This is a genomic window from Kingella kingae, from assembly GCF_900475905.1.
GTDB lineage: Bacteria > Pseudomonadota > Gammaproteobacteria > Burkholderiales > Neisseriaceae > Kingella > Kingella kingae.
Genome location: NZ_LS483426.1, coordinates 1,501,777 through 1,514,927 on the forward strand (window position 1 = coordinate 1,501,777; position 13,151 = coordinate 1,514,927).

Annotated in this window: 11 protein-coding genes; 9 read left to right on the forward strand and 2 right to left on the reverse strand. The window is 45.8% G+C overall.

Annotated features, from left to right (window positions below; genetic code table 11):
• Window positions 1–56: 56 nt before the first annotated feature.
• Complete coding sequence (rlmE, locus tag DQN52_RS08020) at window positions 57–677, reverse strand: 23S rRNA (uridine(2552)-2'-O)-methyltransferase RlmE (RefSeq protein ID WP_032827747.1); 621 nt, start codon at window positions 675–677, stop codon at window positions 57–59.
• Between the two features lie 339 nt (window positions 678–1,016).
• Here rlmE and sdhC point away from each other — a divergent pair, with 339 nt between their 5' ends.
• The 8 genes from sdhC (at window position 1,017) to odhB (ending at window position 10,288) form a co-directional block, all read left to right on the forward strand.
• Complete coding sequence (sdhC, locus tag DQN52_RS08025; RefSeq protein WP_003786758.1) at window positions 1,017–1,400, forward strand: succinate dehydrogenase, cytochrome b556 subunit; 384 nt, start codon at window positions 1,017–1,019, stop codon at window positions 1,398–1,400.
• The gene (sdhD, locus tag DQN52_RS08030) at window positions 1,394–1,741 is read left to right on the forward strand and encodes a succinate dehydrogenase, hydrophobic membrane anchor protein (protein WP_003786756.1); all 348 of its coding nucleotides are present in this window, start codon (window positions 1,394–1,396) and stop codon (window positions 1,739–1,741) included. Before sdhC ends, sdhD begins: the two co-directional genes overlap by 7 nt.
• Window positions 1,742–1,744: 3 nt before the next feature.
• Window positions 1,745–3,508 (forward strand): succinate dehydrogenase flavoprotein subunit, encoded by a 1,764-nt coding sequence (sdhA, locus tag DQN52_RS08035; RefSeq protein WP_003786754.1) that lies wholly within the window; start codon window positions 1,745–1,747, stop codon window positions 3,506–3,508.
• A gap of 71 nt (window positions 3,509–3,579) precedes the next feature.
• On the forward strand, window positions 3,580–4,284 hold the full coding sequence (locus DQN52_RS08040; protein WP_003790318.1) for a succinate dehydrogenase iron-sulfur subunit: 705 nt from the start codon (window positions 3,580–3,582) through the stop codon (window positions 4,282–4,284).
• A gap of 101 nt (window positions 4,285–4,385) precedes the next feature.
• Complete coding sequence (locus DQN52_RS08045) at window positions 4,386–4,634, forward strand: FAD assembly factor SdhE (RefSeq protein WP_003786750.1); 249 nt, start codon at window positions 4,386–4,388, stop codon at window positions 4,632–4,634.
• A gap of 59 nt (window positions 4,635–4,693) precedes the next feature.
• Window positions 4,694–5,977: a citrate synthase gene (gene gltA / locus DQN52_RS08050; protein ID WP_003790316.1), complete on the forward strand. Its 1,284-nt coding sequence runs from the start codon at window positions 4,694–4,696 to the stop codon at window positions 5,975–5,977.
• Window positions 5,978–6,186: 209 nt separating this feature from the next.
• Window positions 6,187–9,021, forward strand: coding sequence for a 2-oxoglutarate dehydrogenase E1 component (locus DQN52_RS08055; RefSeq protein ID WP_003786745.1), 2,835 nt, complete (start codon window positions 6,187–6,189; stop codon window positions 9,019–9,021).
• A 79-nt stretch (window positions 9,022–9,100) separates the two neighbouring features.
• Entirely contained in the window at window positions 9,101–10,288 is a 1,188-nt protein-coding gene (gene odhB / locus DQN52_RS08060) for a 2-oxoglutarate dehydrogenase complex dihydrolipoyllysine-residue succinyltransferase (protein WP_003786743.1), read from the forward strand.
• Window positions 10,289–10,350: 62 nt separating this feature from the next.
• On the opposite strand, the gene DQN52_RS08065 is transcribed toward odhB, so the two are convergent.
• Entirely contained in the window at window positions 10,351–12,210 is a 1,860-nt protein-coding gene (locus tag DQN52_RS08065) for an FAD-dependent oxidoreductase (RefSeq protein WP_003786741.1), read from the reverse strand.
• Between the two features lie 336 nt (window positions 12,211–12,546).
• Here DQN52_RS08065 and grxD point away from each other — a divergent pair, with 336 nt between their 5' ends.
• A complete protein-coding gene (grxD, locus tag DQN52_RS08075) occupies window positions 12,547–12,855 on the forward strand; it encodes a Grx4 family monothiol glutaredoxin (protein WP_003786737.1) in 309 nt (102 codons plus the stop codon).
• Window positions 12,856–13,151 lie beyond the last annotated feature (296 nt).

Consider the following 13,151-nt stretch of genomic DNA (forward strand, 5'->3'; position numbering starts at 1 on the left):
TAATTAGAATAAAATAAAAAAATGAAAGCGAATTGTAAAGCAGCCTGCACACCTTGTCAGCGTTTATTTTTGCCTAATAAATAAATCTCACTAGACCGATTGCGTGAAGCATCTGGTTTGCGCGTTTGCACTGTGGCAAACACTGTTTTCATGGCAGCCATGTATTCTTGATAGCCACTACCTTGAAACACTTTAACCAAAAAATTACCGCCTGTTTTCAGATGATTTTGAGCAAAATCCAAAGCCAGCTCACATAAATAAAAACTTCGCGCTTGGTCCATGACCGCATTGCCCGACATATTGGGTGCCATATCGCAAATTACAAGGTCTAGCGGACGATTTCCAAGCAAATTCTCAAATTGCGCCAAAACCGACTCTTCGCGAAAATCGCCCTGAATAAAATCAACACCGTCCAGCGCGTCCATCGGCAAAATGTCTAGCGCAAAAACTTTGCCTTCTTTGCCCACCAGTTTGGCGGCAATTTGCGACCAACTACCTGGTGCGCTGCCCAAATCCGCCAGCGCCGTGCCATTTTTAATCAATTTATCTTTTTCGTTGATTTCGAGCAATTTATACGCCGCTCGGGCGCGATAACCATCTTTTTGAGCGCGTTGAACATAGGGGTCATTGACGTGCTCGTGCATCCAAGCAGAAGAAGATTTAGAACGCTGTACCATATAAAACCATTTTAAAATCATTTTTTAGGACAGCGATTGTACTGTATTTATAAACAGCCTGCACTCTAAAAAGAATGCTGCACGACGTATCCATTCAATAAACATTGTGCAGGCTGCTTTTTAATAAGCTCCCGATTTTAATATTAAAATGTGTTGAGTTTATTTTGCCCAATCTAGCTTGTTGATAATCATTATTTTTGTTGTGAAATTACTTTTAAATTTTATGCAAATAAGACTATTCAAATTGCGATAAACCATGTAAATTATTGCTAGTGTTTAGTTAAAAACACGCACCACTTTCGTATTTTTGATTATAAAAATTTTGATAAGGAACGGATAATGCAAACCAAAAAAAGACCTGTCTATTTAGACATGCCTACCATTATCAAGCATTTACCTATCCCTGCAATCGTGTCTATTTTGCATCGCGCATCAGGAGTGGCAATTTTTTTATTTTTGCCGATTTTGTTAGCGTTGCTCGCAGGCTCATTAAGCAGCGGCGAAGTGTTTTTGCAATACAAATCATGGGCAGATAACGCATTCATAAAACTGATTCTATGGGGCATTTTGTGGCTGTTTATTCATCACTTGTTTGCAGGCATTCGCTTTTTGCTGATTGATGCACACATTGGTGTGGAATTGCAGGCTGCTCGTAAATCGGCTCGCATCGTATTGTTTGGCGCAGCGGCAACCGCATTTGCATTGGGGATTTTCTTATGGTAAAGCGTAAATTAGCAGGCGCAGGCTACGGTTTGCGCGATTGGGCAATGCAACGTGCCACCGCCGTTTTAATGTTGCTCTACACCGTTTTCTTTTTCTTTTTCTTGATTGGCTTGCTGGGTGCAAAAGACTACACCGAATGGCAATCATTCTTTGGTACAACGTGGGTTAAAGTATTCACCCAAACCACGTTTTTAGCTCTATTTTTACACGCATGGGTGGGCATTCGCGATTTGTGGATGGACTACATCAAACCCTTTGGCATTCGCCTATTCTTGCAATGCGCCACCATTATTTGGCTGGTTGCGTGTACCGTTTATTCGTTTTATGTAATTTGGGGCTAAACCATGACTTATCCTATCCGTAAATTTGATGCTGTGGTAGTCGGTGCAGGTGGTGCTGGTTTACGCGCTGCTTTGCAATTATCACAAGCTGGCTTAAATACAGCCGTATTATCAAAAGTATTCCCAACTCGTTCACACACCGTTGCCGCGCAAGGTGGCGTATCGGCTTCTTTGGGCAATGTGCAAGAAGACAACTGGCATTGGCATATGTATGACACAGTAAAAGGTTCAGACTGGCTGGGCGACCAAGACGCAATTGAATTTATGACACGCAACGCGGTTGATGCGGTCGTAGAACTGGAGCACATGGGCATGCCGTTTGACCGTGTGGAAAGTGGCAAAATTTACCAACGTCCATTTGGCGGACACACCGCAGAATACGGCAAACGTGCTGTAGAACGTGCTTGTGCTGTAGCTGACCGTACAGGACACGCCATGTTGCACACTTTGTACCAACAAAATGTCCGTGCGAATACGCAATTTTTCGTGGAATGGACTGCATTAGACTTAATTCGCGATGACAATGGCGATGTAGTCGGCGTTACGGCTATGGAAATGGAAAGTGGCGACGTGTACATTTTTCATGCGAAAGCGGTATTGTTTGCAACAGGTGGTGCAGGTCGTATTTACGCATCTTCAACCAACGCATTTATGAACACGGGCGACGGTTTGGGTATTTGTGCGCGTGCTGGCATTCCATTGGAAGACATGGAATTTTGGCAATTTCACCCGACAGGTGTAGCAGGTGCGGGCGTGTTGATTACCGAAGGTGTACGCGGCGAAGGTGGCATTTTGCTGAACGCGCAAGGCGAGCGTTTCATGGAACGCTATGCGCCAACGGTAAAAGATTTGGCTTCGCGTGATGTGGTTTCTCGCGCTATGGCGATGGAGATTTTTGAAGGTCGCGGTTGCGGTCCAAATAAAGACCATGTGTTGTTGAAAATTGACCACATTGGCGCAGAAAAAATCATGTCTAAATTACCAGGCATTCGCGAAATTTCTATTCAATTTGCTGGTATTGACCCGATTAAAGACCCAATTCCTGTTGTGCCAACCACGCACTACATGATGGGCGGTATCCCAACGAATTACTTGGGCGAAGTGGTTGTTCCTGAAGGCGATAATCCTGAAAAAGTAGTCGGCGGTTTGTATGCGGCTGGCGAATGTGCTTGTGCTTCGGTGCATGGCGCGAACCGTTTGGGTACAAATTCGCTATTGGATTTGGTGGTGTTCGGTAAATCGGCTGGCGACAGCATGACGCAATATGTACGCGATTTGCCTGATTGGAAACCGCTGCCTGAAAATGCTGGCGAATTTACCAAACAACGTCTTGACCGTTTGAATAACCAAACTGGCGGCGAGAATGTGGACACATTACGCAACGAATTGCAACGCACCGTCCAATTACACGCTGGCGTATTCCGCACAGACGCAATTTTGAAAGAAGGCGTGGACAAAATTTTGGCGTTGGTTGAACGTGCGAAAAACACGGAAATCAAAGACAAGAGCCAAGTTTGGAATACCGCGCGTATTGAAGCGTTGGAGTTGGACAATTTGATGGAAGTAGCAAAGGCGACCATGATTTCTGCCGAAGCGCGTAAAGAAAGTCGCGGCGCACACGCATCAGACGACCACACGGAACGCGATGATGTAAAATGGATGAAACACACTTTGTTCTATTCAGAAGGCAATCGTTTGGACTACAAACCTGTACACACCAAACCTTTGACTGTGGATTACATTAAACCTGCGAAACGCGTTTACTAAAAATAAATCAAGTGCTTTCAGGCAGCCTGCACGTTTCAGGCAGCCTGAAAACGCGAAAAGGAACACTCACTATGGAAAAAGTACGTTTTCAAGTGTACCGCTACAATCCCGACCGTGATGCAGCACCGTACATGCAAGATTATGAATTGGAAATTTTGCCGTCTGATGTGAAATTATTGGACGCGCTGGTTAAATTAAAAGCACAAGACGATACCTTGTCGTTCCGCCGTTCATGCCGCGAAGGGATTTGCGGTTCGGACGGTATGAATATTAACGGTAAAAATGGTTTGGCTTGCTTGACCGATATTCGCAGCTTGGCGCAGCCGATTGTGATTCGCCCATTACCAGGCTTGCCAGTGATTCGCGATTTGATTGTGGACATGACGCAATTTTTCAAACAATATCATTCTATTAAACCTTACGTTGTGAACGATACACCAAAACCTGAACGCGAGCGTTTGCAATCGCAAGAAGAACGCGCTGAATTAGATGGTTTGTACGAATGTATTTTGTGCGCGTGTTGTTCCACTTCATGCCCGTCTTTCTGGTGGAATCCTGATAAATTCGTAGGTCCGTCTGGTTTATTAAATGCGTATCGCTTTATCGCCGACAGCCGCGACACGATTACAAATGAGCGTTTGGATAATTTGAATGACCCATATCGCTTGTTCCGTTGCCATACGATTATGAATTGCGTTGATGTGTGTCCGAAACACTTGAACCCAACTCGTGCGATTGGCAAAATCAAAGAAATTATGTTGGAACGGGCTGTTTAATCAAAAAGTGCAGGCTGCTTTTTGTATATAAAACAAGCAGCCTGCATATTTACAAATAACCGCAATCAAAACCTGATACCAGTTAATTCTTGTAAAGAACTATGGCACAATTTAACGAAATCGCCAAACGGCGTATCCGCTTTCAAATGCGGCGCGGATTGCTAGAACTAGACATTGTGTTAAAGCGATTCGCAGAAAAAGAATTTTCCACATTAAGCGATGAAGAATTGAGCGTGTTGGTGGATATTTTGGCATTGGAAGACCAAGATTTCTTGGCTTTCATCAACCAATACGACACACCAGAACGCCAAGATTTCTTGCCTATTTTGGAAAAAATCAGAGCAGCTTAAATATGCAGGCTGCTTTGACCTTAAATCCCATCAGTAAAATAACCACTAGGAGCAAAAAGATGTCTAAAACTGTAAAATTGCAAGGCGAAGGTTTCGAGAGTGTAGAATTGCCTGTTTTAACTGGCACACTCGGTAATGAAGTAGTGGATATTCGCGCCTTTACCAAAGGTACGAATATGTTTACATTTGACCCAGGTTTTGTGTCTACCGCAAGCTGCGAGTCTAAAATTACATTTATTGATGGCGATAAAGGTCTGCTGTATTACCGCGGCTATCCCATTGAACAATTAGCAGAAAATAGCGACTACTTGGAAGTATGCTATTTGCTGATTTACGGCGAGTTGCCCAACAAAGAGCAAAAAGAAAAATTCGTCAATACCGTAACCAAACACACCATGGTGCATGAACAATTAACATGGTTCTTCCGTGGTTTCCGCCGCGATGCACACCCAATGGCAATGATGGTGGGCGTAGTAGGCGCGTTGTCTGCATTCTACCAAGACAGCTTGGAAATTGCCGACCCAGAACACCGCAAAATCGCCATTTATCGTTTGATTTCCAAAATCCCGACCATCGCGGCTATGTGCTACCGCTACTCAAACGGCTTGCCATTTAACTATCCACGCAACGATTTGAGCTACACTGCCAACTTCATGCACATGATGTTTGCCACACCTTGCGAAAAATACGAACCCAATCCAGTGTTGGTACGCGCATTAGACCGCATCTTTACCTTGCACGCCGACCACGAACAAAACGCATCAACCTCAACTGTGCGCTTGGCAGGCTCATCTGGCGCGAATCCATTTGCGTGTATTGCCGCAGGTATCGCTTGCTTGTGGGGTCCATCACACGGTGGCGCAAACGAAGCCGTGTTGAAAATGTTGGACGAAATTGGCGACGTATCGCGCGTAGCAGAATTTATGGAAGGCGTAAAAGCGAAAAAATACCGCTTAATGGGCTTCGGTCATCGCGTGTACAAAAACATGGACCCACGCGCTGCCATCATGAAAACCACTTGCGATGAGGTATTGCGCGAATTGGGCTTGCAAGATGACCCAAAATTCAAGTTGGCAATGGAATTAGAAAAAATTGCATTGAACGACCCATACTTCATCGAGAAAAAACTGTATCCAAACGTGGACTTCTACTCTGGCATCGTGTTGAGCGCATTGGGTATTCCAGTTTCTATGTTTACCGTTATCTTTGCCTTGGCGCGTACCGTTGGCTGGATTTCACATTGGAACGAAAGTTTGAGCGACCCAAATGCGAAAATTGGTCGCCCACGTCAGTTGTACACAGGTTCAGAACGCCGCGATTTTGTGCCAGTTGATAAACGCTAATTCGTAAAAAAAGCAGCCTGCACTCTTATTAATATTGTGCAGGCTGCTTTTTCACATCGTTTACTACATTTAATTACAAAAATAGCGAAAACCTTTGTTTTGCTACTGCACAAGCGTGTTAAAAAGAGTAAAATGCCACTCATGTTGCAGATAAATCTCTGCACAGAGCAGCACATTTCAATAGACCAATCTGTTAGAAAGCATGAGCCATGATGAATGAAAAACTAAATTTTTCTTATTTATTCGGTTCAAACGCGCCCTACATTGAAGAGTTGTACGAAAATTATTTGGACAACCCACACTCTGTTGGCGAAGTTTGGCAACAATATTTCCGCGAACTGGCAGCCCAACCTGGCGCAGTAGAACGCGATGTCGCACACTACCCTATTCAACAATCGTTTGCCAACTTGGCAAAACGTCAAAACATTGCCGCTGTGACTGGCAATATTGACGAAAACTTATTGCAAAAACAAATTGCCGTGTTGCGTCTGATTTCTGCCTATCGCATTCAAGGCTCTGGCGCAGCAAAACTAGACCCGCTGGGCTTAAAAAAACCGCGCAATGCAGACGGCTTATCGCCCGAAGCACACGGTTTAAGCAATGCCGACATGGCGGTGCAGTTCAGCTTGGGCGAAGGCGATTTTGGTGGCGCAACCAAATTAACGCTTGCCGACATCATCAGCAAATTGCAGCAAACCTATTGCGGTCATATTGGCGTGGAATACATGTATATTGAAAACCGAGAAGAACGCCAATGGATTCGCAACTATTTTGAAAGCCGTTTGTCTACGCCCAAATTCAGCGCAGACGAAAAACGCTATATTTTGAAACAATTAACCGCATCGGAAACGCTGGAACGCTATCTACACACCAAATACGTTGGTCAAAAACGCTTCTCGGTAGAAGGTGGCGAAAGTGCGATTGCGGGCTTGAATTATTTGGTGCAAAACGCAGGCAAAGACGGCGTGGAAGAAATCATCATCGGCATGGCGCACCGCGGTCGTTTGAATGTTTTGGTGAACACTTTGGGCAAGCAGCCTGCGGATTTGTTCGCCGAATTTGAAGGTCGCTACGACACCAAATTGCCAAGTGGCGACGTGAAATACCACAACGGCTACAATTCTGACATCGCCACACCACACGGCGCAATGCACGTCACTTTGGCGTTTAACCCATCGCATTTGGAAATCGTTAATCCTGTGGTAGAAGGTTCAGCACGCGCGAAACAACGCCGCCGTGGTTTGGACGGTCGTGACCAAGTATTGCCTGTGTTGATTCATGGCGACAGCGCGTTCATTGGTTTGGGCGTAAACCAAGCCACATTCAATATGTCGCGTACTCGTGGTTACAGCACGGGCGGCACGGTTCACATGGTCATCAATAACCAAATTGGTTTTACGACTTCGGATACACGCGATACACGCTCAACTGTGTATTGCACCGACATCGCGAAAATGGTGGAAGCCCCTGTGTTCCACGTTAATGGCGATGACCCAGAAGCCGTATGCTTTGTAGTGCAGGCTGCTTTGGACTACCGCAAACAATTCCATAAAGATGTGGTAATTGATGTGGTTTGTTTCCGTAAATTGGGACACAACGAGGGCGATGACCCAACCTTGACCCAACCGCTCATGTATCGCGCGATTACCAAACACCCTGGCACACGCGCCTTGTATGCCGAAAAATTGGTTAAAGAAGGCGTATTGAGTGCGGACGATGCAGAAGGTTTGGTACAAGCCTATCGCGCCGCATTGGACAAAGGCGAACACGTTGAACAAACACGCTTGACCGACTACGAAAGCAAACACCGCGTAGATTGGAGCAAATACCAAGGTCAAGACTGGCGCGAAGCCGTAGAAAGCGGTTTGCCAGCAGCCGACATTCAACGCTTAACCGACAAATTTACCCAAGTGCCAGAGGGCTTTGGTTTGCACAACACCGCCAAGCGCGTGATTGAGCAACGCAAAGAAATGGCAGCAGGCAAACAGCCATTTGACTGGGGCATGGCAGAAACCGTTGCCTATGCCAGCATGGTTACCAACGGCACAGGTGTGCGTATTTCGGGCGAAGACTCGGGTCGTGGCACATTCTCGCATCGCCATGCGGTGCTGCACGATACCAATCGCGCCACTTCCGACACAGGCATTTACACGCCGTTGGAACACATGGCAGACAATCAAGCCGATTTTGTGGTGATTGACTCCATTTTGAACGAAGAAGCGGTTATGGCATATGAATACGGTTACGCTTGTTCTGCGCCCGATAAATTAGTCATTTGGGAAGCGCAATTTGGCGACTTTGCCAACGGCGCACAAGTAGCGATTGACCAGTTCATTTCATCAGGTGAAACCAAATGGGGTCGCTTGTGTGGCTTGACCACGATTTTGCCACACGGCTATGACGGTCAAGGCCCAGAACACTCATCAGGTCGCTTGGAACGCTGGTTGCAACTGTGTTCAGAGCACAATATGCAAGTGATTATGCCGTCCGAAGCATCGCAAATGTTCCATATTTTGCGCCGCCAAACTTTGCGCTCATACCGCAAACCGCTTGTGATTTTCATGTCTAAACGCTTGTTGCGCTTTAAAGATTCCATGAGTCCATTGGAAAACTTCTTGGAAGGCACAACATTCCGCCCTGTGATTAGCGATGTGGCAGAACGCGCCGACAACGCCAGCGTAAAACGTGTAATTATGTGTGCAGGTCAAGTGTATTACGATTTGGCAAAAGCGCGTGATGACGCTGGTTTGCAAAACGAGATTGCAATTGTTCGTGCCGAACAGTTGTATCCATTCCCCTATGCCGAAGCCGAAGCCGAATTGGCAAAATTCCCGAACGCTACGGAAATTTTGTGGGCGCAAGAAGAGCCGAAAAACCAAGGTGCGTGGTATCAAACTCGTCATCGCTTGGAACGCTTGGCAAAAGACGGTCAAACTGTGCGCTTTGCAGGTCGTCCAGCCAGCGCATCGCCTGCGGTGGGTTATGCCAGCAAACATAAATCGCAATTAGAACAACTGATTGCTGATGCGTTAAACTTGAATTAAGTTGCAGGCTGCTTTTGGTTGGCACAAATAAAGCAAACCGAAAGCAGCACACATTCCACTCTCAAACTTGGAGAAAAACATGATTATTGAAGTAAAAGTTCCCGTATTTGCAGAAAGTATTACCGAAGGCACATTGATTGAATGGCGCAAACAAGTCGGCGAAAGCGTGGCGCGTGATGAAATCTTGGTGGACATTGAAACCGACAAAGTGGTATTGGACGTGCCAGCTCCGCAAGCAGGCGTGTTGGTTGAAATCTTGGTGCAAAACGGCGAAACCGTTGGCACAGAGCAACTGTTGGCAAAAATTGATACCGAGGCGGCTGCATCGGCAAACGCACCTGCCGCGGCACCACAAGAGCAGCCTGCACCTGCTGCCGCGCCTGTGCCTGTATCGAACGCGCAAGCTGGCATTGCTTTGCCTGCTGCGGCAAAATTAGCAGCCGAAACAGGCGTTGATGTGAGTGGCATTCAAGGTTCTGGTCGCGACGGTCGCGTGTTGAAAGAAGACGTAAAAGTGGCGGCGGCTCGTACTGCTGCTGCGCCTGCGGTGGCCGTTCCTGCTGGTGCGCGTCCTGAACAGCGCGTGCCGATGAGTCGTTTGCGCGCGCGCGTGGCAGAGCGTTTGTTGGCATCGCAACAAGAAAACGCGATTTTGACCACGTTCAACGAAGTAAACATGAAACCTGTCATGGACTTACGTGCCAAATACAAAGATAAGTTTGAAAAAGAACACGGCGTTAAACTGGGCTTTATGTCGTTCTTTGTTAAAGCCGCAGTGGCAGCGTTGAAAAAATTCCCAGTCGTAAACGCATCGGTTGATGGCAAAGATATTGTTTATCATGGCTATTTTGATATTGGTATTGCGATTGGTTCGCCACGCGGTTTGGTTGTGCCAATCCTACGCGATGCTGACCAAATGAGCATTGCCGACATTGAAAAAGCGATTGTGGATTATGCAGCCAAAGCCAAAGATGGTCGCATTGCGATTGAAGATTTGACTGGCGGCACATTCAGCATTACCAATGGTGGTACGTTTGGTTCGATGATGTCTACACCGATTATCAATCCGCCACAATCAGCGATTTTGGGTATGCACGCCACCAAAGAACGCGCTGTGGTAGAAAATGGTGAAATCGTGATTCGTCCAATGATGTATTTGGCGTTGTCCTACGACCACCGCATTATTGACGGTCGTGAAGCGGTTCTGACTTTGGTAACCATTAAAGAATTGTTGGAAGACCCTGCACGTTTGTTGTTGGATTTGTAATCGTGTAAAAAAACAGCCTGCACTTTGAATTTAAAGTGCAGGCTGCTTTTTTTATTTAACCATTACTTTGCTGCTTCATTCGCTGCACGCAAACCTTCATCAATCGCATTTTGAGCATACGGCATCCACGCTACATCGCTATTTGCCATAAAAATATTGCCCAGTGATTTACGCATACGCATCGTGTTGCGCTCTACATCGTTATCACTGTCATACAAACCAACTTGTTCGTAACTGTAACCATGCCCCCAGCGGTTAATTGTGATTTCTTGCACCACATCATCGGCATTCACGCCCACGGCGTCGAATATCTCGCGCAACTGCGTCATCAATTCGTTACGCAAATCATCGTATTTTTGCGCAATCAGTTTGCGACGACCAGCACGATATTTGTCACGAGCGGTATTGCCTTGCAAATCTACCGCCATACGAATGGCGTGTAAAACCACAGGTTCGTTTGGCGTTTGCGATGGCACATAATCACCCATTTTAACAGGATAGTCCAAGAACATTTCGCAATACGGTTGGTCTGGCGTGTACAGATGATGCGCACCCATTTTTTGGAATACCAAGCCATTTTTTAACAGCACTTTGCTATACACCATAGCGATTTTAACGTTGCTCAACATCGCTTGTGCTTGCGTGGCTGCCATTTGTGGCATGATGCGTGGCGCAAGCGTAGCGTGTCCTGCATAAATACATTTTTTGGCATTGACGCGGACAAGACTCTCGCTGCCTTTACTCAAATAAGCAATTGCAACGCTTTTATCTGCTTGATTTTCAATCAATAACGCAGTGCTATTCAAACGCAGTCGCACATTATGTTCAGCTTTATCTAATTGATTGTAATCAAATTTTGCCGTTACGATGTCTTCCATTGTATTGCCTGATGCAACGCTTGGAATGAGCTTGCGTACCAACAAGCGCGTGATAGACGCATTGCCATCAGGGAAGTGGTAGATATAAGGCTCATCTTCGCCCTCTTCTTCTGACAAATTCAAGTTCTGCGTACCTGGATAGCCGTTGTCAAATGCTTCGCGCACCGACAAGGCGTTAATATCGTGTCCCCAGTAATCCGAGCTGATATTTTGTACATATTTCAACACAGCAGTCGGCATTTTAGCGGTGTTGGCTAAAAAGTCGTGATAACTGGTATTTTCTGCAAACTCAATCACTTGGCGACGTGTTTTGCCTTTCAAATAATTTGGGGTATCTACATACAACTGCAAAGCTGCGCGTTTGTCTTCTTCGCTAAATGGGAATTGCGGTACGCTTTTTGCCGCTTGTTCCGCGTCCATTTTTGGGCTGCCCAACACCAATTTGGCTTGACCAAATGTCTTGGCATTGAAGAAGATGCCGCGCTGCAAGCCCCATTGTTTGGTATATAAATCTTTTTGAAAATAAACATGGAATTTTTCGTAATCCACGCCCAACTCGCGCAACAATTTGAGCGATTGTTCTGACCATGCGCTGGCTGGCGAATCGATGTTTTCGCTGCCACCATAAGTAATAATGGTACGTCCGTTGATTTTGAATTCATTGCGTTTGGCGTGTCCACCAAAGTCGTCGTGGTTATCCAAAATCAAAATTTTGTGCTGCGGATGTTTTTTCTGATAAGCATAAGCGGCCGCCAAACCGCTGATGCCTGCGCCCACCACCACTAAATCGTATTGCTCGCTGGCTTCATTGGGTAAAACATATTTGGCACCGCGCAAGGCAACGCTGTGTGCAGCAGGAAAGCTGCCATCGTGGTCGCCACGCAAGCCAGTCAAAGCAGGCGGATAATAAGCAGCCTGCATCGCTTGACGTGTGCCTTGTGCAAGAGCACGATAAGTTGGACTTTGACAAGCTGTAAGTGCCGTTGTGCCAACCAAAGCGGCGGTGCTGCTTAAAAAATGGCGGCGAGTAATGTTTTTCTTCATAAGTGTCTCTATGGGTAGGGTTAGTGAAATGTGCAGGCTGCCTGCACAGCGCAGTCTATATTCTAACGGATTATGTTAGCTAGACATAGGCTAAATAAAGTGCAGGCTGCTTTGTTCTTTTACCTAATTTTTGATTTATAATGAAATAAAATAAAAACGGGACAAGGCGACAATGCTCACCATGTGTAAATAGCACACAAGGGCGTTGGCAACGCAGTACCGTTGCGATTTCATGTTGCTATAAAGTTCAAAATCCCGATAAATCGCGCTATAATCGCCAGCACGCAATGATTTCAGCGCGTTTTTTTTGACCCAAACCCTATTAAAGGAATCAACATGAGCATTCAAGAACAAATCAAAGAAGTCGTAACCACTCATCGCGTAGTGTTATTTATGAAAGGCACAAAACAATTTCCACAATGCGGCTTTTCGGCACGCGCAGTACAAATCTTGCAATCGGCTGGTTGCGAAGATTATGTTACCGTAAACGTGTTGGAAAATGATGAAGTGCGCCAAGGCATCAAAGAATACAGCAACTGGCCTACTATTCCGCAGTTGTATGTGAACGGCGAATTTTTGGGCGGTTCAGACATTATGATGGAAATGTTTGAAGCGGGCGAATTGCAAGAAGCGTTGAAAGCGTAACACTTCACAATGGCGATTTTTTAAGCCATATCAATCAAAAGGCTGTCTGAATTAATCAGGCAGCAGCCTAATTTTAGGCTAATTTAATTGGCGCATCATTTCACTACTTACACAACAAGGAGTAAACCATGAAAGCGATTAAATTATAGTGAATTAAATTTAGATTAGGGCAAGGCGACAACGACCGCCGTGTGCAAATAGCACAACATAAGGGCGTTGGCAACGCTGTACTATTGCGATTTCATTTCACTATAATGTTTTCCAATCGCGCTTTTTTGTGTTGCAGGCTGCTTTTA

Coding starts and splice junctions, on each gene's coding strand:
- odhB (WP_003786743.1), top strand. CDS start 9,101: ATGATTATTGAAGTAAAAGTTCCCGTATTTGCAGAAAGTATTACCGAA.
- grxD (WP_003786737.1), top strand. CDS start 12,547: ATGAGCATTCAAGAACAAATCAAAGAAGTCGTAACCACTCATCGCGTA.
- sdhA (WP_003786754.1), top strand. CDS start 1,745: ATGACTTATCCTATCCGTAAATTTGATGCTGTGGTAGTCGGTGCAGGT.
- rlmE (WP_032827747.1), bottom strand. CDS start 677: ATGGTACAGCGTTCTAAATCTTCTTCTGCTTGGATGCACGAGCACGTC.
- DQN52_RS08040 (WP_003790318.1), top strand. CDS start 3,580: ATGGAAAAAGTACGTTTTCAAGTGTACCGCTACAATCCCGACCGTGAT.
- DQN52_RS08065 (WP_003786741.1), bottom strand. CDS start 12,210: ATGAAGAAAAACATTACTCGCCGCCATTTTTTAAGCAGCACCGCCGCT.
- sdhD (WP_003786756.1), top strand. CDS start 1,394: ATGGTAAAGCGTAAATTAGCAGGCGCAGGCTACGGTTTGCGCGATTGG.
- gltA (WP_003790316.1), top strand. CDS start 4,694: ATGTCTAAAACTGTAAAATTGCAAGGCGAAGGTTTCGAGAGTGTAGAA.
- sdhC (WP_003786758.1), top strand. CDS start 1,017: ATGCAAACCAAAAAAAGACCTGTCTATTTAGACATGCCTACCATTATC.
- DQN52_RS08055 (WP_003786745.1), top strand. CDS start 6,187: ATGATGAATGAAAAACTAAATTTTTCTTATTTATTCGGTTCAAACGCG.
- DQN52_RS08045 (WP_003786750.1), top strand. CDS start 4,386: ATGGCACAATTTAACGAAATCGCCAAACGGCGTATCCGCTTTCAAATG.